The organism is Pectobacterium carotovorum (assembly GCF_900129615.1).
GTDB classification, from domain to species: Bacteria; Pseudomonadota; Gammaproteobacteria; order Enterobacterales; family Enterobacteriaceae; genus Pectobacterium; species Pectobacterium carotovorum.
Map to the genome: position 1 here is coordinate 83387 of NZ_FQWI01000009.1, position 23022 is coordinate 106408.

Annotated in this window: 18 protein-coding genes; 10 read left to right on the forward strand and 8 right to left on the reverse strand. The window is 50.7% G+C overall.

Annotation, left to right across the window (positions count from 1 at the left end; translation table 11 throughout):
- Positions 1-104 precede the first annotated feature (104 nt).
- The 3 genes from BUB06_RS17150 (at position 105) to glyS (ending at position 4032) form a co-directional block, all read left to right on the forward strand.
- Positions 105-911 (forward strand): sulfite exporter TauE/SafE family protein, encoded by an 807-nt coding sequence (locus BUB06_RS17150; protein ID WP_039474467.1) that lies wholly within the window; start codon positions 105-107, stop codon positions 909-911.
- A gap of 127 nt (positions 912-1038) precedes the next feature.
- Complete coding sequence (gene glyQ / locus BUB06_RS17155) at positions 1039-1953, forward strand: glycine--tRNA ligase subunit alpha (RefSeq protein ID WP_010296573.1); 915 nt, start codon at positions 1039-1041, stop codon at positions 1951-1953.
- Positions 1954-1962: 9 nt separating this feature from the next.
- Positions 1963-4032, forward strand: a complete 2070-nt coding sequence (gene glyS, locus BUB06_RS17160) for a glycine--tRNA ligase subunit beta (protein WP_039474470.1) — start codon at positions 1963-1965, stop codon at positions 4030-4032.
- Between the two features lie 58 nt (positions 4033-4090).
- Here the strand turns inward: glyS and BUB06_RS17165 are convergent, their stop codons facing one another.
- The 3 genes from BUB06_RS17165 to BUB06_RS17175 all read right to left on the reverse strand — a co-directional run bounded on the left by BUB06_RS17165 (position 4091) and on the right by BUB06_RS17175 (position 7083).
- Positions 4091-4894 carry a hypothetical protein gene (locus BUB06_RS17165; protein WP_139294549.1) on the reverse strand — a complete coding sequence of 268 codons (804 nt, stop codon included), beginning with the start codon at positions 4892-4894 and terminating at the stop codon, positions 4091-4093.
- A gap of 71 nt (positions 4895-4965) precedes the next feature.
- Entirely contained in the window at positions 4966-5700 is a 735-nt protein-coding gene (locus tag BUB06_RS17170; protein ID WP_039463480.1) for an OmpA/MotB family protein, read from the reverse strand.
- Positions 5701-5703: 3 nt separating this feature from the next.
- Positions 5704-7083, reverse strand: coding sequence for a hypothetical protein (locus BUB06_RS17175; RefSeq protein WP_039474474.1), 1380 nt, complete (start codon positions 7081-7083; stop codon positions 5704-5706).
- Positions 7084-7497: 414 nt separating this feature from the next.
- Here BUB06_RS17175 and BUB06_RS17180 point away from each other — a divergent pair, with 414 nt between their 5' ends.
- The 5 genes from BUB06_RS17180 (at position 7498) to BUB06_RS17200 (ending at position 12929) form a co-directional block, all read left to right on the forward strand.
- A complete protein-coding gene (locus BUB06_RS17180; protein WP_080726798.1) occupies positions 7498-8202 on the forward strand; it encodes a DUF3053 domain-containing protein in 705 nt (234 codons plus the stop codon).
- 436 nt (positions 8203-8638) lie between these two features.
- Positions 8639-10546, forward strand: a complete 1908-nt coding sequence (locus BUB06_RS17185) for a PTS mannitol transporter subunit IICBA (RefSeq protein WP_039474479.1) — start codon at positions 8639-8641, stop codon at positions 10544-10546.
- Between the two features lie 61 nt (positions 10547-10607).
- Positions 10608-11756 carry a mannitol-1-phosphate 5-dehydrogenase gene (locus BUB06_RS17190; protein ID WP_039474482.1) on the forward strand — a complete coding sequence of 383 codons (1149 nt, stop codon included), beginning with the start codon at positions 10608-10610 and terminating at the stop codon, positions 11754-11756.
- Positions 11757-11855: 99 nt separating this feature from the next.
- The gene (locus tag BUB06_RS17195) at positions 11856-12440 is read left to right on the forward strand and encodes an MltR family transcriptional regulator (RefSeq protein ID WP_164498048.1); all 585 of its coding nucleotides are present in this window, start codon (positions 11856-11858) and stop codon (positions 12438-12440) included.
- A 126-nt stretch (positions 12441-12566) separates the two neighbouring features.
- On the forward strand, positions 12567-12929 hold the full coding sequence (locus tag BUB06_RS17200) for a YibL family ribosome-associated protein (RefSeq protein ID WP_010296588.1): 363 nt from the start codon (positions 12567-12569) through the stop codon (positions 12927-12929).
- A gap of 99 nt (positions 12930-13028) precedes the next feature.
- Here BUB06_RS17200 and BUB06_RS17205 read toward each other — a convergent pair whose 3' ends face one another.
- The 3 genes from BUB06_RS17205 to fdhD all read right to left on the reverse strand — a co-directional run bounded on the left by BUB06_RS17205 (position 13029) and on the right by fdhD (position 16916).
- A complete protein-coding gene (locus tag BUB06_RS17205; protein ID WP_039474489.1) occupies positions 13029-14921 on the reverse strand; it encodes a methyl-accepting chemotaxis protein in 1893 nt (630 codons plus the stop codon).
- 299 nt (positions 14922-15220) lie between these two features.
- A complete protein-coding gene (sodA, locus tag BUB06_RS17210; RefSeq protein ID WP_010284182.1) occupies positions 15221-15847 on the reverse strand; it encodes a superoxide dismutase [Mn] in 627 nt (208 codons plus the stop codon).
- A 235-nt stretch (positions 15848-16082) separates the two neighbouring features.
- Positions 16083-16916, reverse strand: a complete 834-nt coding sequence (gene fdhD, locus BUB06_RS17215; RefSeq protein ID WP_039474491.1) for a formate dehydrogenase accessory sulfurtransferase FdhD — start codon at positions 16914-16916, stop codon at positions 16083-16085.
- 220 nt (positions 16917-17136) lie between these two features.
- On the opposite strand from fdhD, the gene exaC reads away from it, so the two are divergent.
- Complete coding sequence (exaC, locus tag BUB06_RS17220; RefSeq protein ID WP_010296591.1) at positions 17137-18672, forward strand: acetaldehyde dehydrogenase ExaC; 1536 nt, start codon at positions 17137-17139, stop codon at positions 18670-18672.
- 212 nt (positions 18673-18884) lie between these two features.
- Positions 18885-19877 (forward strand): acyltransferase, encoded by a 993-nt coding sequence (locus tag BUB06_RS17225; RefSeq protein WP_010296592.1) that lies wholly within the window; start codon positions 18885-18887, stop codon positions 19875-19877.
- A gap of 14 nt (positions 19878-19891) precedes the next feature.
- Here the strand turns inward: BUB06_RS17225 and xylB are convergent, their stop codons facing one another.
- Positions 19892-21349 carry a xylulokinase gene (gene xylB / locus BUB06_RS17230; protein ID WP_039474493.1) on the reverse strand — a complete coding sequence of 486 codons (1458 nt, stop codon included), beginning with the start codon at positions 21347-21349 and terminating at the stop codon, positions 19892-19894.
- Positions 21350-21421: 72 nt separating this feature from the next.
- Positions 21422-22741, reverse strand: a complete 1320-nt coding sequence (xylA, locus tag BUB06_RS17235; RefSeq protein WP_039474499.1) for a xylose isomerase — start codon at positions 22739-22741, stop codon at positions 21422-21424.
- Positions 22742-23022 lie beyond the last annotated feature (281 nt).

Consider the following 23022-nt stretch of genomic DNA (forward strand, 5'->3'; position numbering starts at 1 on the left):
TTATTTATTCGCTCAAGGCTGTTTATTAGCTCAGGGCTGTTTATTAGTTCAAAGCTGTTCAATCGATCATAAGAAAAGCATAGACAGAGACAGGGGTACAGGGAATGGCAGTAGAGTGGATAGCAGCCTATCTGGCATTAGGCGCGGTAGTAGGTTTTATGGCGGGGTTATTGGGCATTGGCGGCGGCGGCATTATGGTGCCAGTGCTAACGGCGCTGTTTGCTGCACAGGGCGTGGAGAATACGCATCTGGTTCATCTGGCGTTGGGAACGTCAATGGCGGCCATCGTCGTCACGGCAATTTCCAGTCTGCGTACGCATCATCAGCATCAGGCGGTGCTTTGGCCTGTGGTGGTGCGGATTACGCCTGCCATCCTGATCGGGACATTCGCGGCCACCTGGCTGGCGACGCTGTTACCGACGCGGGCGCTGGCGATCTTTTTTTCCTGCTTTATGGCCTACGTTTCGCTGCAAATGGTGCTGAATATCAAGCCAAAGCCACAGCGCCAGTTGCCCGGTACGGCAGGCGTTTCGCTGGCGGGATTGGTGATTGGCAGCATTTCGGCGCTGGTGGCTATCGGCGGCGGGTCGCTCACCGTGCCATTCCTGACGTGGTGTAACGTCCGTATTCAGCAGGCGATTGGCACCTCCGCAGCAGTAGGGCTACCCATTGCCCTTTCCGGCGCGCTGGGCTACATGATTAACGGCTGGTCGACGACGGGATTACCTGACTACAGCGTCGGCTATGTGTCTCTGCCCGCCGTTCTCCTGATTTCTGCCGTCAGCTTCTTCACCGCGCCCGTTGGTGCTCGTCTGGCGCACCGTCTGCCCGTGGCGACGCTGAAGAAGGCCTTTGCCGCGCTGCTGTTGCTGCTGAGCCTGAAGATGTTGCAGACCGTTTTTTCAGGCTGATCCTGAAATTTGAAAGATGATGACGGGGGATTTGCACTTGTTGCCGCATTCTGGCTGTATATCTTGCGGTCAGAGGGTATACTGGCGCATTCCTTATAAATCCACTTGTATCGCGCGCGAATCCAACATGCAAAAGTTTGATACCAAGACCTTCCAGGGCCTGATCCTGACGTTACAGGATTATTGGGCTCGCCAGGGCTGCACCATTGTTCAACCATTGGACATGGAAGTCGGCGCAGGCACTTCACATCCAATGACCTGCCTGCGGGCTCTGGGGCCAGAACCGATGGCCGCTGCCTATGTGCAGCCTTCTCGTCGTCCGACCGATGGGCGCTACGGCGAAAACCCGAACCGCTTACAGCACTATTACCAGTTTCAGGTCGTCATTAAGCCATCACCGGAAAATATTCAGGAGCTCTATCTCGGTTCTCTGAAAGAGCTGGGCATGGATCCGACCATTCACGATATCCGCTTCGTGGAAGACAACTGGGAAAACCCAACGCTGGGCGCATGGGGCCTAGGCTGGGAAGTCTGGTTGAACGGTATGGAAGTCACGCAGTTTACCTACTTCCAGCAGGTTGGCGGTTTGGAATGTAAACCCGTGACCGGCGAGATCACCTACGGTCTGGAACGTCTGGCGATGTACATTCAGGGCGTCGATAGCGTTTACGATCTGGTCTGGAGCGATGGCCCGTTAGGGAAAACCACCTACGGCGACGTGTTCCATCAAAACGAAGTCGAGCAATCGACCTACAACTTCGAACACGCTGATGTCGATTTCCTGTTCAGCTGCTTCGAACAATATGAGAAAGAAGCGCAGCATCTGCTGGCGCTGGAAAAACCGCTGCCTTTACCGGCTTACGAACGCATTCTGAAAGCGGCGCACAGCTTTAACTTGCTGGATGCGCGTAAAGCGATCTCGGTTACCGAACGCCAACGCTACATTCTGCGTATTCGTACCCTGACCAAAGCGGTTGCGGAAGCCTATTATGCCTCGCGTGAGGCGCTGGGTTTCCCGATGTGTAATAAGAAAGAGAGCTAAGAGGCAGCGATGACTGACAAGACTTTTCTGGTGGAAATTGGCACGGAAGAGCTGCCGCCGAAGGCTCTCCGTAATCTGGCAGAATCCTTTGCCGCGAATTTCACGGCGGAGCTGGATGCCGCCAATCTGGCACACGGTGATGTAAGCTGGTTTGCCGCGCCGCGCCGTTTGGCGCTGAAAGTGGCACGCTTAAGCGCGTCTCAGCCCGATCGTGAAGTAGAAAAACGTGGTCCGGCGATTTCACAAGCGTTTGATGCAGAAGGCAAACCGACCAAAGCAGCAGAAGGCTGGGCGCGTGGCTGTGGCATCACCGTGGAGCAAGCTGAACGTTTGACGACCGACAAAGGCGAGTGGCTGCTGTATCGCGCCCACGCGAAAGGCGAGCAGGCGCAGGCGCTGCTGGCTGGCATGGTAAGCACCGCATTATCGAAGTTGCCGATTCCAAAATTGATGCGCTGGAGCGACAAAGAAACGCAGTTTGTGCGTCCGGTGCACACTGTAACCATGCTGCTGGGTGAAGAACTGATCCCCGGCCAGGTATTGGGTATCGACTCAGCCCGTACTATTCGCGGCCACCGCTTTATGGGTGAAGCTGAATTTACGATCGATAATGCCGAACAGTATCCGCAGATTCTGCTGGAGCGCGGTAAAGTCGTTGCCGACTACGATGCGCGTAAAGCGAAAATCAAAGCCGATGCAGAAGAAGCTGCACGTAAGATTGGTGGTAATGCCGATCTGAGCGACAGCCTGCTGGAAGAAGTCACCTCGCTGGTGGAATGGCCAGTGGTGCTGACCGCGAAATTTGAAGAAAAATTCCTCGCTGTGCCGTCCGAAGCGCTGGTTTACACCATGAAAGGTGACCAGAAGTATTTCCCGGTTTACGACAACAGCGGCAATCTGCTGCCTAACTTCATCTTTGTTGCCAATATCGAATCCAAAGATCCACAGCAGATTATTTCTGGTAACGAAAAAGTGGTGCGCCCGCGTCTGGCTGACGCCGAATTCTTCTTCAATACCGACCGTAAGAAGCGTTTGGAAGATCACCTGCCGCGTCTGGAAACCGTCTTGTTCCAGCAGCAGTTAGGTTCATTGCGCGACAAAACCGACCGTATTCAGGCGTTGGCTGGCTGGGTTGCTGGCCAGATTGGTGCCGATGTGGATCACGCAAAGCGTGCTGGTCTGCTGTCGAAGTGTGACCTGATGACCAACATGGTGTTCGAATTCACCGACACGCAGGGCGTGATGGGGATGCACTATGCGCGTCATGATGGCGAAACGGAAGATGTTGCCGTTGCGTTGAATGAGCAATATCAGCCGCGCTTTGCGGGTGACGAACTGCCGTCTTCTGCGGTGGCCTGTGCGCTGGCAATTGCCGACAAGATGGATTCGCTGGCAGGGATTTTTGGCATCGGCCAACACCCGAAAGGCGACAAAGATCCATTTGCGCTACGTCGTGCCGCCCTCGGTGTGCTGCGCATCATCGTCGAAAAACGTCTGCCGCTCGATTTGCAGACGCTGACCGAAGAAGCAGTGCGTTTGTATGGTGATAAGCTGTCTAACGCCAAAGTTGTGGATGACGTGATTGAGTTCATGCTCGGCCGCTTCCGCGCCTGGTATCAGGAAGAAGGCCACAGCGTGGATACCATTCAGGCGGTATTGGCGCGTCGTCCTACCCGTCCGGCTGATTTCGATGCCCGCGTCAAAGCCGTCAGCCACTTCCGTTCGCTGGATGCCGCAGCGGCGCTGGCAGCGGCTAACAAGCGCGTTTCCAACATTCTGGCGAAGTCTACCGATACGCTGAATGAGAGTGTCAATGCTGCCGTATTGAAAGACGCGGCGGAAATTACGCTGGCAACGCACCTTGTCGTGCTGCGCGACAAACTGACGCCGCTGTTCGCTGAAGGTCGCTATCAGGAAGCGTTGGTTGAGCTGGCCTCACTGCGTGAGCCTGTCGATGCGTTCTTCGATCAGGTAATGGTCATGGCGGAAGATGAGCAGGTTCGAGTGAACCGCCTGACGCTGCTGAGCCAACTGCGTGAACTGTTCCTGCAGGTTGCGGATATTTCTGTTCTGCAATAACGACAATAGCGTTACGTAATCTTTCCCCGGGTTGGAAATGAGCTCGGGGAAAGATCGTTTAGCTTGCAGCGAAGGTCATGTCACCTTTTATTTGAATGAATGATGTTAGTTGGGGATTATTTTTCATATGGCCGTGATTGTCTTGATTTGAATGACATTCAATGCAAAGTGCTTGTAAATTGTTTCTGTTATTATTATTTTTTTGTCCATCGCGGTGGTGGACATGTAAAAATTTATTTAAATCTTTACGTTCAAGAATTATTTTGCAAATTGCACATTGCCAATTAACTGACTCTCGATATTGTTTTGATATTATCTGGAAATCTTTGGAGTAATCATTAATCGGAGCGGTAACGTCATTATGCTCGGTATTGTACGTCGTTGCTGAATTTGGATAAATGCTAAAAAATTCTCTTAGATCAAAAGTAGAAAAAATATTTTCTCTATCCTGATATTTTCTAGAGTAGTTTTTCCAATTTAATGTTTCGAGACAGAATTTACATACATCTAAACTTTCCTCTCTAGTGATCCACTCTGTTTTTTCAGTATTCTGTGATTTTATTGTAAAAAGACCATCACTGCGGGTGGCTGCAACGTATCTTCCACTTTTATTATTTTCCCACATTCTTTGTAATGTTTTACAGTTTGCCAAGTGATATTTTGGCAAACTCATACTCCCACCATAACATGCAACATCTCTTATATGAAGAATAACGCGTTTATCTTTATAATTAATCGTGTTGTCACTATTAATTTCTATTTCTAATATATCAATGTCTTTTCCTGTTGTTGAAAGTATTTTATCAAGAACAAGTGCGTCCATTTTTATATCAGCGATTGGTGGGATAATCTCCGCTTTCATTTCCTTGCGTAGCTTATTGAAAATTGACGATTCAAGAAAATTGGGAAGTTGAGAGACGAGAAACGAATCCATTATATTTTACTCCCTTTTTCTACAATATTGGCTACCTGGCGTTCAACATTCGTCCTGACACGAAATTCTACTCGTTGAGAACGCGCACTATCTTCAACCTGCTCTGGGGATGTGATCGTTTTCCCTTCTTTATCAATGGGCTTTGCTGAAGAAAACCCAATGGCGCGAACGTGATTTTTAAACCAACTTAAGGTACTTTTAGAGTCTGAAACTGCGGGCATATTCATAATATATGACAGAGTTGTCCGAGTTCTTGACTGAGACAGTTCCATGTTATGAAAATAAGCATCATTTTCACTTACACCAGTTCGCCACATCGTTGATGTATGTCCCTCAATGCGTATTTCCTCAATATTATTGATATATTTTTTATCAGTCATAATACTAAGGTAGCGAGGAATAAATTCATCTAAGATACTTTTAAATTCCGGCTTTAGCTCAGAGGAACTGGTCGTAAATAAAATATTTGGCTCTTGGAATCGTACTGTTAGATCTTCGTCGATTGTTGCATGCCAGCGTTTTAGATCGTCCTTGAATTCGTGCTGTAAGGCTTGACCAAGCCCCTGTAAGGTATTTCTATATACAGATGGGATCTTAACCATCTCCTGTACTTTTATCATATAGACAACGGAAATAAGTAAAAAGATCATCATTAGAGAGGTCATTAAATCACTCAGACTGATCCAAAAATCCTCTTTATCTGCTTTTTGGCGAGTCAGTAATGGATTATTCATCTTCTATCCCCTTAAATTCTCGGATAGGCGTACTACGTCTCTTAGCTTTTCTGTTAACGGATCGTAATCCTGTACAAATTTAGAAGACAGCGCCCCTAATTGTTGGCCGAGACTATCGAGAGATTTCTTCAACGCAGCCGCTAGAGCTGCATCTAATGTTTGAACCTGTTGCTCTGTTTTTTTATTCAGCTCGACAATATTATTCGTTACATCTTCATTGTGTCGCTGTATGTATTTAGTGAGATCTTGAGAAAGGCGTGTTATCTGCTCTTGTAGCTCTGTCCCTGTTTGCTGAACAGATTTTTGCATTTCCTGATTTTGATTTTTTATAGCATCGGACATAGCTTTCGAACTACCTATCATCTGACTGGTAAAGTCGGCCGCTGAGGATTCCAATGTTTGCGTTACAGTATAAATACTATCTCCAATGACTGTGGCAGAGGCTGTAGCTCCGTTTCTCACATCCTCTATAATGGCCATAATTCCTTTTTCTATTTCGGGGATGCCTGTTTTTGATGATTCAATTAATTCAGCGAGTTGTTTCAGATTTTCTTCTATGCCTTTTTCTAAACTAGAGGCCGTACCAATCGTTTGATGAATGTCTTTTGCAACTTGAGTAAATGATTCTGATTGTGTCATTATTTCAGAAAAGGATTGGGTCGCTTGTTGCATATTTTCTGTTGTTTGAGTTTGTTGCTCAATCATCTCTCGTATTTGCAGGCTGTATTGCTGCTGCCACTCATTTATTTTACCGACAGCTTCATTTAACTGTTTGAAATTGTCGCCAAATTGTTCACCAATTTTTTCATTAAAATCATGAATAACTTCTTTTAATGCTTCAATTAATGCTTTTGAGTTATTTTCAGTTTGATTTCTCGAGAATTCAGTAAATGCATTATGAATATTGGTTAGTTTATCGTTTTGATCACCGTGCATTAATTTTAACTGTGTGAGTAAAGAAGCATCTTCGTTTCCTGCCATAGCATAATGCAATCGGCCAATCGATTCTGTAGAGAGCTGTAAGTGGTGAACAATATCATCAATTGTTGAATTCGTGGGTATCGGTTGGTTGTTTTTTGTCCTTACACCACGAAACGCATAGCGCCATTTTATAATTAATGCGCAAGCAACACCTACAACAGAGGCCCAAAATGCAGTTTTTATGCCATTAATCAGCGTAGGTAAGCTATTTTCCACATCATTCATATCGAATGATGCCAAACCTAACGCAATTCCAAGGAAGGTTGCCAATATTCCTATAGTAATGAGGATCCCTGGCGACTCATGGGCTTTCTTCTCGGTAAAATTCCAGTTGCTATAAATGAAGTAGGCAAGGATTACAGCAATAAAAATCCATGTTTCAAGTGGTAATATACTAAGCATAGAGTAGTCAAATTGTCCGTTTTTTAAAAATAAAGCTATCGTGATAAAAGAATCACTTTTTATTTATTTAAGGTAGTAAATTGCATATTCGTTACCTTGTTAATAGTTTCATCTGTAATCTATTTTTTCATATTGTCGAGTAACCTCATATTTTTGGCGATTTTTATTATTCGGATGAAAAATGCGAGATGAAACGCAATTTTAATAATATGTTTATGATTAAACAATAACCATACTGGTTTTTATTTCTCTTGAATGTCAGATCTGACCTTTCCTGCACAGCCAGCCTGATTCGACTATGCTTATGTCGTAGAAAATCTTGTCATGGAAAATCCGTCGTCAGCGTGTTTTGGTTTGAAAAAAGCACGATTGGCGGGGCAGTAAGCATAACGGGAGTAGGGAATGAGAAGGCTAATGACGTACCGTTCACGCTGGCTGCTGCCAGTTCTGGTTATTCTGGCGGCATTGCAGCTGGCTGCCTGTGGTGACAGCGAAGCCGATCAGCGGAAGGCATTCGTTGCGTTCCTGCAAAGCGTGCAGTCGCAGCAGGATGGGAAGCTTCCGACATTGACGGAAGAGCAGAAGAAGAATTTTGGCAATTTCACCAACGATTACGCGATTTTAACTACTTTTTCTCAGCAGTTTAATCAGGCGGTATCCGGCAGTTTAACGCCGATGCTGGGGCAAATTTCCCGAATTCGTGTTCCTAAAGACTATCTGACGCAGCGTGATGACCTTCGCCAATCCATCGGGGCAATGAACCTGTTGAGCCAGCATGTGCAGGCGGCGAAAGTGCAGGCGGACAACGCCCATCGGCTGCTAAAACAGCCTGAGGAAGTGCAAATACCCTATGAGCGGTTGTATGCACGCACGGTAATACAGCCCACCAATGCGCTGTTACCCGCCATTCCGAATGCGATTGCCTTCGCACAGAGCTTGATCCAGATCGGCGATTTCCTTCAGGCTCAGGGCGATCAGGCTGTGTTTAATGGCTCGTCTGTGCAATTCCGTACGCCGCAACAGGTGACGCAATATAACAGCCTGGTGGCAGCGCTACCTCTACAGCAGCAGAATTTAATGAATGCGCTCAGAGGAATAACTGGCGTGAATTATCCCTAACCGCGTCGTGCCCCGACGCTTTAGCGATGCGATAGGGCAGAGAGGTATTCTGGATAAGGTGTGTGTGGCTGGTGAGAGGGTAAAAATAAATTGTGATTAACATCACATAAATAAAACAAATACAGGTCTGTAAAATGTGATTCAAGTCACATATAAGGCGCGGTGTTTGTCTAAAAGTCTGTTTAGTTTTTCATTTTTAACGGTTTTTTGTGAAGTAAATCACCTATTTGTATCGTTGATGTAGGGTGGTTGTGTGATTTTTGTCACGTTACCGCCATGGAGTTGCGGTATGAAAACAGCGTGTTAGAGTCCGCGCTGCATACAGTAATAATGACGGAAGTAGTCTTGTGGTAATCGGTGTTTTTATTGCCACGCCGTCTCACGATAATTACCACGCGCTCTTATTGTCAGCGCGTTTCAATAGGGGTGTGTTTTTATGCTTTCACCAGATATTAAGATCAAAGTGCAAAACTTTGGTCGCTTCCTCAGCAATATGGTGATGCCCAATATTGGCGCATTTATCGCCTGGGGTATTATTACCGCGCTGTTTATCCCTACCGGCTGGTTCCCCAATGAAACATTGGCGAAGCTCGTCGGTCCGATGATTACCTATTTGCTGCCATTGCTGATTGGTTATACCGGTGGACGTCTGGTATTCGGTGAGCGTGGTGGTGTCGTGGGTGCCATTACGACGATGGGTGTGATCGTCGGGACTGATATCCCGATGTTCCTCGGCGCCATGATTGTGGGCCCGTTGGGCGGCTGGGCGATCAAGCGTTTTGACCACATGGTCGACGGTAAAATCAAAAGCGGCTTTGAAATGCTGGTCAACAACTTCTCTGCCGGTATCATCGGTATGTTGTTGGCAATCCTGTCGTTTTTGGCAATTGGTCCGCTGGTTGAAGTCTTCTCTCAGGTACTGGCTTCCGGCGTTAACCTGATGGTACAGAACAACCTGCTGCCGTTTACGTCTATCTTCGTTGAACCGGCGAAAATTCTGTTCCTGAACAACGCCATTAACCACGGTATCTTCTCACCGCTGGGCATTCAACAGGCGACGGAAACCGGCAAATCTATTTTCTTCCTGATCGAAGCGAACCCAGGCCCGGGTATGGGCGTGCTGATGGCGTACATGTTCTTCGGTCGTGGTAACGCGAAAGAGTCAGCGCCAGGTGCGGCGATTATCCACTTCCTGGGCGGGATTCACGAAATCTACTTCCCTTACGTGCTGATGAATCCGCGTCTGATTATCGCGGTGATTCTGGGCGGGATGACTGGTGTGTTTACGCTGAGCGTACTGGGCGGCGGTTTGGTTTCTCCTGCGTCTCCAGGCTCCATTCTGGCGGTGTTGGCGATGACGCCAAAAGGCGCTTACTTCGCTAACCTTGCGGCCATTGCAGCGGCTTTCGCGGTGTCTTTCATCGTGTCGGCGATTTTGCTGAAAAGCACCAAGCAAAAAGAAGAAGACCTGAGCGACGCAACGCGCCGCATGCAGGAAATGAAAGCGTCTTCTAAAGGCACGGCGACTCACGCTGGTATCAGCGGTGATATGAGTACCGTGCGTAAAATCATCGTAGCGTGTGACGCCGGTATGGGTTCCAGTGCGATGGGTGCGGGTGTGCTGCGCAAGAAAGTTCAGGATGCTGGGCTGACCAGCATTTCGGTGACTAACAGCGCGATCAATAGTCTGCCGGACGATGTCGATCTGGTGATTACGCACCGTGACCTGACCGAACGTGCGATGCGTCATGCGCCGCAGGCACAGCACATTTCGCTGACCAACTTCCTTGATAGCGGTCTGTATAGCGATCTGGTGGCACGTCTTACCGTAGCACAGGGTGCCGTGAAGTCTGAAGCCGTCGCGACGCCAGCACCTGCTGTCGCCGACGCACAGACTAACCTGTTCCAACTGGGCGCAGGCAATGTGTTCCTGAATCAGCATGCGACAGACAAAGAGCAGGCAATCCGTTTCGCCGGTGAACAACTGGTGAAAGGCGGCTATGTCGAGCCTGCGTATGTTGAAGCGATGCTGGAACGTGAAAAGCTGACTTCTACCTATCTGGGCGAATCGATTGCCGTGCCGCACGGTACGATTGAAGCGAAAGACCGCGTGCTGAAAACGGGCGTTGTCTTCTGCCAATATCCTGAAGGCGTTCGCTTTGGCGATGAAGAAGATGAAGTTGCGCGTCTGGTTATCGGTATTGCCGCTCGCAACAACGAACATATTCAGGTCATCACCAGTCTGACCAACGCGCTGGATGATGATGCCGTCATTGAACGTCTGGCACAGACCCAGGATGTTCAGGAAGTACTCGACTTACTATCCGGTAAAAAGAGTGCCTAATTGATGTGGCTAGGGCCGCCTGCGGGCGGCCTCTTTTTATGTTTTTTTAAGGTTATGTCTCATGAAAGCATTACACTTTGGCGCGGGTAATATTGGCCGTGGGTTTATTGGGAAATTGTTGGCCGATGCCAACGTCGAACTGACATTCGCTGACGTCAATCAGCCGCTGTTGGATGCTCTGAACAGCCGTACAAGCTATACGGTGCGGATTGTCGGTGATAACACGCAGGTTGATACCGTCAGCAACGTGAGTGCCGTTCACAGCGGCAGCCAGGATGCCGTCGCGCTCATTGCCGTGGCCGATCTGGTGACGACCGCTGTGGGGCCGCAGATTCTGGAAAAAATCGCCGGAACTATCGCTCAGGGGCTGGTTAAGCGTCATAACGACGGCAATACCCGGCCGTTGAACATTATTGCCTGTGAAAATATGGTGCGCGGCACCAGCCAGTTAAAACAGCATGTGTTGAAACTGCTGCCGGAAGGCCATCAGGAATGGGTTGTCGAGCATGTGGGATTCGTGGATTCCGCCGTGGATCGCATTGTTCCCCCTTCCGAAGCTGGTAGCGACGATGTGCTGGCGGTGACGGTAGAAACCTTCAGCGAATGGATTGTCGATAAAACCCAGTTCTGCGGTGAGCCGCCAGCGATTCCCGGTATGGAACTGACCGACAATCTGATGGCGTTTGTTGAGCGTAAGCTCTTCACGCTGAACACCGGTCACGCGATTACGGCCTACCTCGGCCAGCAGGCGCGCCATCAAACGATTCGTGATGCGATTCTCGATCCGAAAGTCAGAGCCGTGGTCAAAGGCGCAATGGAAGAGAGCGGTGCAGTACTCATCAAGCGCTACGGTTTTGATGCGGAGAAGCACGCCGCCTACATCAACAAGATTCTCAGCCGCTTTGAAAACCCGCATCTACACGATGATGTAGAGCGCGTTGGCCGTCAGCCGCTGCGCAAGCTGAGCGCAGGCGACCGTTTGATCAAGCCGCTGCTCGGCACGCTGGAATACCAGTTGCCGCATGACAACCTGATTACCGGTATTGCCGCCGCGATGCATTATCGCAGTGAACAGGATCCGCAGGCGCTGGAACTGGCTGAGTTAATCCGCACTCAGGGGCCGCAGGCGGCGCTGGTGCAGATTTCTGGTCTGGGTGCTGACAGCGAGGTTGTCGCGCAAGCAGTGAATGTGTATAACGCCATGCAGTAATCGGCGTCTCTCGTCATCAGGCAGGTGTGGTCTTTTCGACACGGTGTAAGGTATACGGGCGACGTCGGGGATAGGATGTCGCCACACCTGCCGGTAAGCATGCTGCCGAGATGGGGTAGGCTGTGGGCGGGGTTAAAGGGTCGAGAAGTGACGATGGAAGAAACACAGGCGTTTGAAAACCGGGTTCTGGAAGCGCTGAACTCAGGGAAGACCGTGCGCGACTTTATGCTCTGCGCCGTTGAGTTGTTGGCGGAAGCGGTCAGTATCCTGATGTTGCAGGTTTTCCGTAAAGACGACTACGCAGTGAAATATGCCGTTGAACCCCTGATGACGGGAACGGGCCCGCTGGGCGATCTTTCCGTGCGCCTGAAACTGATTTATGGGCTGGGAATGATCAGCCGTAAAGAGTACGAAGATGCGGAACTGTTAATGGCGCTGGGCGAAGAGCTGGCACATGACGATCGGCATTACCGTTTTACCGATGATGAAATTCTGGGGCCGATCGGCGAGCTGCACTGCGTGGCGGCGTTGCCTACAGAACCCGCTTTGCCGCCGGGGGCAGACGCCGCCGATCCGCTTCTGGTGAGTATGCAGCGGCAGCGTTATCAGCAGATGGTGCGTTCCACGCTGGTGCTATCCCTGACCACATTGATTGCGCAAATCAGTCTGAAAAAGGCGTTTTAATCCCATTCCGCTTTATTACGCCACTGCGTCATGTCAGGCGGTTCCCGCTTTCACGCAACTCGAATTATTTAGCGTATAGTGTATGCTGTGCCCCGCATTATTCTCCCGTTATATAGGTTATCTTTTATGAAAGAGCAGGAAAAAGCAGAGATCAAACGCCTTAGCGACCAATTGGATAAGCTGACGCGTAAGCAGACCACGCTGCTGGAACAAGGTGATGCTGAAGCAATCACCCTCAATCTGGAGGCCTGCGAGAAGCTAACGGCTGAAATCGAGCGCCTGCGTAACGTGAGAGAACAGAAGCTCAGCAAAGAAGCGCAGAAACTGGCGAACCTGCCTTTCAAACGTGCGATTACTAAAAAAGAGCAAGCTGATATGGGGACGTTGAAGAAAAGCGTTCGCGGTTTGGTGGTGGTGCACCCGATGACGGCTCTGGGGCGCGAGATGGATTTAAAAGAGATGACAGGTTTTGCGCCGAAACCGTTCTGAGGTTTCTTCTCTGCGCAGACCGATGCTGGTGATAGATTCGTTGATGAAGCCCCTGTTTAACAGGGGCTTTGTCGTTTTTGGTACGTTGCGGTATTGATATTAGCGTGGTGCGTGCAGACGATGCGTTTGGTCGGCAAACGCGATACCCGCTGGGGTGTCATCATGCTGTGCGTTTGCCAGACGGAAGACGGACACCGCCTGCTTCAGCAGTCTCGCCTGTTCTTCCAGCGAGTCGGCAGCGGCAGAGGATTGTTCCACCAGTGCGGCGTTCTGCTGCGTGGTGCTGTCCATCTCAACAATCGCCTGGCTAACCTGGCTAATTCCCCGGCTTTGCTCATCCGATGCGGTGGCAATTTCACCCATGATGTCATGCACCTGCGTGATAGAGGTGACGATATCATTCATCGTCTTACCGGCATTGCCAACCAGCGTCGCCCCGCGTGATACCTGAGTAACCGATTCAGAGATCAGTCCTTCGATTTCCTTCGCGGCCTGAGAGCTGCGCTGGGCAAGGCTACGAACTTCGCTGGCGACCACGGCAAATCCACGGCCTTGTTCACCGGCGCGGGCAGCTTCCACCGCGGCGTTCAATGCCAGAATGTTGGTCTGGAAGGCGATGCTGTTGATGACGGACGTGATTTCCGCGATACGCTTAGAACTGCTCTCAATCGCCGTCATGGTTTGCACCACGTTATTCACCTGCTCACCGCCTTGTTTTGCGGTTTGAGATGCGCTGATTGCCAGCTTGTTCGCGTGGTGTGCGTTATCTGCGTTTTGCTTAACCGTCGCGGTGAGCTGTTCCATGCTGGCGGCGGTTTGCTCAACGGCAGCGGCCTGCTGCTCGGTACGTGACGACAGGTCCGTGTTGCCCGCGACGATCTCGCTGGATGCGTTAGAAATCTGGCTGACGCCGACGCGAATGTCATCGATCATATTGTGCAGGTTGTCATTCATTTTCGACATCGCACTCATCAACTGACCCAGCTCATCCTTACGCGTTGTGTTGATGGACATGGTGAGATCGCCTGTCGCGATTTTCTCAGCCATGTTCAATGTGTTGCCAAGTGGTGTGGTGATCTGACGTGAAATGAACCAGGAAATCAGCAGACCAAGCAGCAGCGTAATCAGCGCGGCGATGCTCATTTGCAGCGTGGCACTGCGAATATCTTCCTGTGAAGCGGCCAGCTGATCGCTGAGCAGGGATTTAACTACGTCGTTTAACTGTCCGGCGACAACCTGCATTTGCCCCGCTTGCGCCATTTCCTCTTCATAGGCCGGCATATAGGCCAGAACCTGCTCTTCATAGTTGTTCATTATTGTTAGAACGGGCGTCAGTGTTTCACGCTGTTCGGCAGACAGGCTCTGATACAGGAAGGTCAACGATGTTTGTGCTGCGTTGATGGCATCCGTCAGCTTTTCTTCGGATTCTTTATTGGTAGACAGTAATAACCCACGAACGTGGTAGCGGACGGCAATCAGTTTTTGGTTCAGGTCAGAAAGTAATAATTGAAGGTTAGCGCTGTTGTTGTCTGTTTTTAATTGATCGTTGAGCTGTTCTAGCGGTTTTTCTGTTGTTGAAATATTCCAGCTTTTTCTGACCGCATCCTTTTTGCCTACTGCATTAATATAATTATTTTGTTTTTCCTGATAGCTGGTAATTAATGTTGGGATACTGGCTATTTTCTTGGCGTCGCTTTCCGGCCAGTTAAATTCTTTTGCTTTTTCAGCGAGTTTACTGACGTTGGCAATGTGTTCAACGTTCTTTTTTATATCATCAGGATTATAGGTGGTGCCGTATAATGCGCGGTAATATTTAGCCTGGTTAATTTCATCATTGATATTGTTGCTTAAATTCACTTTATCAATACTGTCTTTCAGCGAGCCAATATGCATAATGCCCGCACCGGCAATCACCATGGTCATCAGCAGAATCAGGAAAAAGCCTAATCCTAATTTTTTACCGACTTTTAGATTATCAAAATTCATAGCCATCACATCCCACCACTATATCGTATTGAGTCGAATTCACTATCCTGATGCACACTTGCTTAGCGGTGTTAGCATCTCGGATTACCGCTTACCAAGCTTATCCCTGCAAAACAACATGATAAAAACCCGCAGTAGATATCGGCACTTTACTCTGAAACTTTATGCGGCAGTGAGCGAAGATAGCCAGCGGACATACGGTTACGAGGTAAGGTGGGGATAATAAAAAACTGGAATAACAGGCTGTTATTCCAGTTTATATTCAAACGCGGAAGAGGCCTGATGGTATCAGGCACTCAGCGGTTTTATTTTTTCGCGCTAGCGAAACGCGCGGCGGCTTCGTCCCAGTTCAGTACGTTCCAGAATGCTTTAGCATAAGCTGGACGAAGGTTCTGATATTTCAGGTAGTAAGCGTGTTCCCATACGTCCAGACCGACGATTGGGTAGCCAGATGCGCCAGAAACGGCTTCACCCATCAGCGGGCTGTCTTGGTTTGCAGTAGACACTACGGCCAGTTTGCCGTCGTCTTTCAGAACCAGCCACGCCCAGCCAGAACCAAAGCGGGTTGCTGCTGCTTGCTCAAATTTCTCTTTAAACGCATCAACGCTGCCGAAATCACGCTCGATGGCGGCTTTCAGATCGCCAGTCAGCGTCGTGCCTACTTTCAGGCCTTTCCAGAACAGGCTGTGGTTAACGTGGCCGCCAGCGTTGTTACGCAGTGCAGTTCTTTTCTCCGCAGGAACTTTATCCAGTTGAGCGATCAGCTCTTCAGCAGACAATTTAGCCAGTTCAGGCAGAGATTCCAGCGCGGCGTTAGCATTATTGACGTAAGCCTGATGGTGTTTGGAATGGTGAATTTCCATCGTTTCTTTGTCGAAATGCGGTTCCAGTGCGTCATAAGCATAAGGCAGCGATGGCAGTGAATAACTCATGTTTAGCATCTCCATGGTAAAAAAAATGTTACGGCACTGTGTTGTTAGTACCGCGTAAGCAATACCTTCATTATAGTTAATTAAATGATATTGAAAATGATTATTCTCGAATGGGTAGCATGAATCAGATTGCTTTACTTCATGATAACAAACGCTTATGTCGTTATTGCACTATGTAAAAACAAATTAATCTATGCCCGTCGCCTGCAAAACGCCGCGACTCTGGTGGTGTCTCTTACGCGCTCAAACGCTGTGGATGCGTGTAGATAGTCGCATGTCCCGGCCGACAAAAACCGACCAGCGTCAGGTTGCAGCGCTGTGCGACCTCCACAGCTAGCGAGGTGGCCGCTGAGACAGCAAACAGGATTTCCACGCCGCACATGGCGGATTTTTGGACCATCTCATAGCTGGCCCGGCTGGAAACCAGAGCAGCACCTTGTTGCCACCCTTGTTTCGCTCGGGTGCCCAGCAGTTTATCCAGTGCAACATGGCGGCCGACGTCTTCACTCCCTCCAGACAGCGTGCCGTCTGGCGCGACCCAGCTTGCGGCGTGAGTGCAACCCGTCACTTGACCGATCTTCTGCACATCGCGCAGCCGCACCAGCGCGTTTTCAAGTTTGCTAAGGGAAAATGTCTGTGTGAAGGGCAGCGGTGCGAGCGGTTTGCCGATTTCCGCGAGCTGCTCTACGCCACATACGCCGCAGCCTGTGCGACCATCCATCGCCCGGCGGCGTTCTTTTAGCCCAGCGAAGCGTCGGCTCGAAAGCTCAATCTGTACTTCGATGCCGTTACAGGCGGCCTGTACATCAATGCCGTAGATATCAGCCGGTGATTGAATAATGCCTTCAGACAAGGAAAACCCGAGAGCGAACTGTTCCAGTTCCTTCGGTGAGGCCATCATGACGACATGCGATATGCCGTTATAAACCAACGCGACGGGTACCTCTTCCGCTAGCCAGTCAGACTGTGACTGTTGCAGCGAATCGGGATGATAGACTGAATGTTGCGTTGCGCCTTCAAGGGCGGCATCCGCTGGTAAATGAACCCCTTCCACCTGAAATACCTGCATGTTAGTAACCCTGGAAATTAAAAGTATTATTTCACCGCGCCTGAAGGGATGCGACTTTTTCTCGCAAGAAACTGTGCGTCAACTCGAAGAGTTGCCTTCTTCTCTGGCCGAATCCTGTCGCTAACCCCATACCCCGTATAGGCTTAATTTAACTGCTTACTGTTTGCCTCTTTTTTCACTGCGGCATGGCCGCTCACCCGGAAATGAAAAGGAGACTGAAATGGCGCACGATAATCTCGAAGGCCGATCCGCGTCTGGCGAATACGGCGCTCTCAATCTGAAAAAACGCTATGACAATTTTATCGGCGGAGCTTGGGTACCACCTGACGCTGGTCAGTATTTTGTCAATTTGACGCCAGTAACGGGCCAACCGCTGTGTGAAGTGGCCAGTTCGTCAACGCGAGACATTGACCACGCGCTGGATGCTGCTCACAAGGCAAAAGCGGAATGGGGTGGTCTGTCGGTGCAGGAGCGTGCGTTAGTGCTTAACCGAATCGCTGACCGGATGGAGCAGAATCTTGAGCTGCTGGCGCAAGTGGAAACCTGGGATAACGGTAAACCGATACGCGAAACCAGCGGGGCGGATGTGCCGCTGGCGATTGACCATTTCCGCTATTTCGCGGCCTGTATCCGCGCGCAAGAAGGAGGGATTAGCGAAATTGACGGCGATACTGTGGCCTATCATTTTCATGAGCCTCTCGGCGTTGTCGGGCAAATTATTCCCTGGAATTTCCCGCTGCTGATGGCCTGTTGGAAGATGGCACCGGCGCTGGCCGCTGGTAACTGTATTGTACTGAAACCCGCCAAACTGACGCCGATGTCAGTATTGATTTTGATGGAACTGATTCAGGATCTGCTGCCGCCAGGCGTCATCAATGTTGTTAATGGGTCGGGCAGCGAAATTGGTGAATATCTGGCAACGTCGAAACGCGTTGCAAAAGTGGCATTCACCGGCTCGACCGAGGTGGGTCAGCAGATCATGAGCTATGCGGCGCAGAACGTGACGCCGGTAACGCTGGAGCTGGGTGGCAAATCACCGAACATCTTCTTTGCCGATGTGATGGATAAGGAAGACAGCTTCTTTGACAAGGTGCTCGAAGGTTTCACGCTGTTTGCCTTCAATCAGGGGGAGGTCTGTACCTGTCCGAGCCGCGCGCTGGTGCAGGAATCTATCTACGATCGCTTTATGGAACGGGCAATCAAGCGCGTTGAGGCGATCCGCATTGGCAACCCGCTGGATAGCAAAACCATGATGGGCGCGCAGGTGTCCGCAGGCCAGCTCGACACCATCCTTAACTACATTGATATCGGTAAGAAAGAGGGCGCACGCGTGCTCACGGGCGGTCAGCGCAAGGCGATGCCGAGTGGGCTGGCGGAAGGCTACTATCTGGAGCCGACGATATTGTTTGGTAAAAACAGTATGCGCGTCTTCCAGGAGGAGATTTTCGGTCCAGTGCTGGCGGTGACGACCTTCAAAACGATGGATGACGCACTGGAGATTGCCAACGATACGGAATACGGCCTGGGAGCTGGCGTGTGGAGCCGTAACGGTAACATCGCTTACCGGATGGGGCGCGGTATTCAGGCTGGACGCGTCTGGACCAACTGTTATCACGCCTATCCGGCGCATGCGGCGTTTGGGGGCTACAAGCAGTCTGGCATTGGGCGTGAAAACCATAAAATGATGCTGGAACACTATCAGCAAACCAAGTGCCTATTGGTGAGCTACTCTGATAAGCCGATGGGGCTGTTCTAGCACCATACTTCCTTTAGGCTCTGCGCGCTTGCCACCGGGGTGAGCGCGTAAAATGATGCAGGTTTCCCGTATGAATCCGTCCTTATCACTCAGATTTGCCCGATTGTTGACCGCGGGTTGTGGATAGTTGCTGGTTGTTAATAATCGATTGTGTCAGCGCTTAACAACGGCTACGCTGTTTTGAATAGCGCTTTGCTTTCAAGAGGTTGTGCATGACGGATAAGATCGGCTGGATTGATAACCTGCGGGCGCTGGCCTGCATGATGGTCGTTCTGATTCATAGCACAACGTACTATATTACCGCGGGTGGCACGCCGGGCGACGGGCACTGGGATGTAGCAAATATCCTGAACTCTGCCTCGCGCGTCTGCGTTCCGCTGTTTTTCATGATCTCGGGTTACCTATTCTTTGGTGAGCGCAGTGCGGGAAAGAAACATTTCCTGCGTATCGGCTTATGCCTGCTTTTCTACAGTACGGTCGCGCTGATCTATATTGCGACGCTCACGCCAATTAATGGCCTGAATTCATTACATCATGCGCTGCAAAAACCGATCTTTTATCACCTATGGTTTTTCTACGCCATTATCGTGATTTATCTGCTTTCTCCACTTATTACCATCAAGCCGGTATCGGGAAAATATGTAGCCGTCTTGATTATCTTGCTGGCCGTTGTCGCCAATCCCAATACGGGGCGGGTGGAATTTGAAGGGTTTAAATTACTGCCCGTGAATCTCTATATTTACGGCGATACGTTTTACTATGTGCTGTATGCCGCGCTGGGGCGCGCGCTGGGCATGCTGGACGTACCAAAGAAAGTCGTGCTAGCCGCTATCCCCTTTTTCATTGCGTGTGTCGCGTTGATTGCGATGGGAACGAAGCACCACACATTATTGAACGATACGTTCACCCAGACATTTTACATCTACTGTGGCCCGCTGGTGTTTCTGGCTGCGGTCAGCCTTCTGGTGGTGTTTAAGCATTACGGTAGCCAGCGGATTTTACCGGGCTTTGCCACCATTTCGCGCCATTCGCTGGCGATTTACGGTTTCCACGCGTTGATCATTCACTATCTGCGTACGCATGACGTGATGCTGCCCACTCATCCGGTTCTCGACATCTTCTCTGTTTTCGCCATCGCGCTGGGGGCCAGCCTGCTGCTTTCGATGGCGCTACAGAAAATCGATGTGCGTCGCTGGGTGAGCTGACTACGGATTAATTTTTACATCAACGGCTTAAGCTGTTGGTAGAGAGCCTTAAATGTACGCCTCCGCTCGGCATAGTCGGCGTGACGCTGGGGGGCCGGTTGATGAACCTGTTCCAGCGGCAGCGGCGGTAGGAGCTCTGCCAGTGGCGTATGCGGATGCATGGCGATTTGCGCCAGACGGGCAGCACCGAGCGCAGGGCCGACATCTCCTCCCGTGCGGTATTCCAGCGTTTGACCACTGATATCTGCCAGCATTTGCCGCCAGTAGGCGCTACGTGCACCACCGCCAATCAGCGTAATACTATCGGGCTTGAGCCCTGTCATATGCAGCGCGTCCATGCCGTCGGCAAGTGCAAAGCCCACACCTTCCAGTACCGCTTTTGCCAGTTCAGCACGGCCGTGCTGATGGGTGAGCCCCCAGAATGCACCTTTGGCATCGGGATTATTGTGCGGCGTGCGCTCGCCGGAAAGATAGGGCAAGAACCACACTGACGTTATCGTGTCGTTGGCTGGCGTCGAAGCAATTTCCTGCAACAGCGCGGGTACGCTCTCCGCGTGCGTCAGGCGGGCGACCCAGTCGAGGCAGGACGCGGCGCTTAACATCACAGACATCAGGTGCCAGGTATTCGGCAGCGCGTGGCAGAAGCTGTGGACGGCATGTTGCGGATTGCTGAGAAAACCGCCACTGACGGCGAAGTAAACGCCGGATGTGCCGAGAGACAGCATCGCCTGACCCGTTTGATACAGCCCGACGCCAATCGCGCCTGCTGCGTTATCTCCACCGCCAGCAATGACGGGGACGGGGTCCATACCCCAGCGGCTGGCGATGTCAGGTCGCAGATAACTGGTAATTTGACTGCCTTCATACAGCGTGGGCATGTGCTTGCGGCTCAGCGCACAGGCTTCCAGCAAAGTGTCGCTCCAGTCTCGTTTGGCGACGTCCAGCCAAAGCGTTCCCGCCGCATCGGACATATCGCTGGCAAATTCTCCCGTCAGACGCCAGCGGAGATAGTCTTTCGGCAACAGGACCTTGTCGATTTGGCGGAAGATATCGCTTTCGTTTTCCTGCACCCATTTCAGCTTGGGCGCGGTAAAGCCCGGCATCATCAGGTTGCCGGTAATCTGACGCGATGTAGGCACCTGTTGCTCCAGCATTCGGCATTGAGCCGCGCTGCGTCCGTCATTCCAGAGAATCGCGGGTCGCAGCACGTTCTGGCGAGCATCCAGCAACGTGGCGCCGTGCATTTGCCCGGTCAGCCCCAGTGCTTTCACTGCGCGAAGATTGTGCGTGGCTGCCAACGCCTGTAGCGCCTTCTCGGTTGCCTGCCACCAGTCTTCAGGCGCCTGTTCCGACCAGAGCGGGTGCGGACGAGAAATGCTCAGCGCAGCGCTATGGCTGGCAACCACCTCGCCAGCTTCATCCAGCAGGATGGCTTTAACACCCGAAGTACCCAGATCAATACCGATATACATAGTGGCTCCTGATAAGCCTCTGCGACAGGGTTTAGTCTATCGCAGTAGGTGTGACGTAGTGAGCGTATCGTTTTAGCCAAATAGGTGGCGGTTAACCAGATTTTCCAGCAATTCCTGCTGGCCACTCTGGTGCTGTGGTGCCAGTTGATGGCTTTCCGCATAGCGGGCAAGCGATTCCAGCGAGGCGTTACCTTGCAGGATTTGCTGACCCAGTTCTCCGTTCCAGCCCGCATAGCGTTTAGCGACTAGCTGATTGAGCTTATCATCTTCAATCATTCTGGCGGCGGCCTTGAGCGCCAGTGCCATCGTATCCATCGCGCCGATATGCGCATGGAAAAGGTCATAGCGATCGGTGCTCTGGCGGCGGACTTTGGCATCAAAGTTCAGGCCGCCCGTTGTGAAGCCGCCCGCTTTGAGAATTTCGTACATGATCAACGCGTTCTCTTCCACGCTGTTAGGGAACTGATCGGTGTCCCAGCCGAGCTGCGGATCGCCGCGGTTTGCATCGACAGATCCGAAAATGCCCAGCGCGACAGCGGTGGCGATTTCATGATGGAAGGAATGGCCTGCCAGCGTAGCGTGATTGGCTTCCACGTTGACTTTAATCTCTTTTTCCAGCCCAAACTGTTTCAGGAAGCCATAAACGGTGGCGACATCATAATCGTATTGATGTTTGGTCGGTTCCTGCGGCTTCGGTTCAATGAGCAGCGTGCCCTGAAAACCGATTTTGTGTTTATGCTCGACAACCATCTGCATGAAGCGGCCGATTTGTTCACGCTCCTGACGCAGGTCGGTATTGAGCAGGGTTTCATATCCCTCACGCCCGCCCCACAGCACATAGTTTTCGCCACCCAGTTTTTGGGTCGCGTTCATGGCCGTGAACACCTGCGTGGCTGCCCAGGCAAAGACGTCTGGGTCAGGACTGGTGGCCGCGCCTGCGCCATAACGGGGATGGGTAAAGCAGTTCGCGGTGCCCCACAGTAGCTGCACGCCGCTATCCTGCTGCTTTTCCGCCAGCACATCGGTAATGACCGCAAAGTTATGCAGATACTCTTTCAGTGAATTCCCTTCTGGCGCGACATCGACATCATGAAAGCAGTAGTAAGGCACGCTGAGCTTTTGAAAGAATTCGAATGCAATATCCGCTTTGCGCTTTGCCAACTCCAGTGCATCGCCTGACTGCTGCCACGGGCGGGCAAAGGAGCCGACGCCAAACATATCCGCGCCGTTCCAGCAGAACGTGTGCCAATACGCGACGGCAAAACGCAAATGGTCCGCCATACGTTTACCGAGTATTTCCTGATCGGGATTGTAGTGACGAAAGGCAAAGGGGTTGTTGCTTTGGCTACCTTCATAACGGACTTTTTCGATCTGTTCAAAATAGGCTTGCATCGTTAACTCCTTAGAAACCACCCAGACGGAAGAGACGGGAATGTGATTAATTTTCGGAGTGGATGAGTGTTTCCTCAATTACGTTATTTCACACTGAAATTCAGAGAATTATTAAATGTGCGCTGTGTCGCAAAAATAACGGCGTTTTACTCTGAATACGCTTCGCAATAGGTAACAAAATGAAAATGTGACTCGACAATAAAATATGACCCGTATCAAAAAATGGAAATTAAACCAAAAAACATAATTGGAGGATAAAAATCTGTAATTGATGGGGGGAT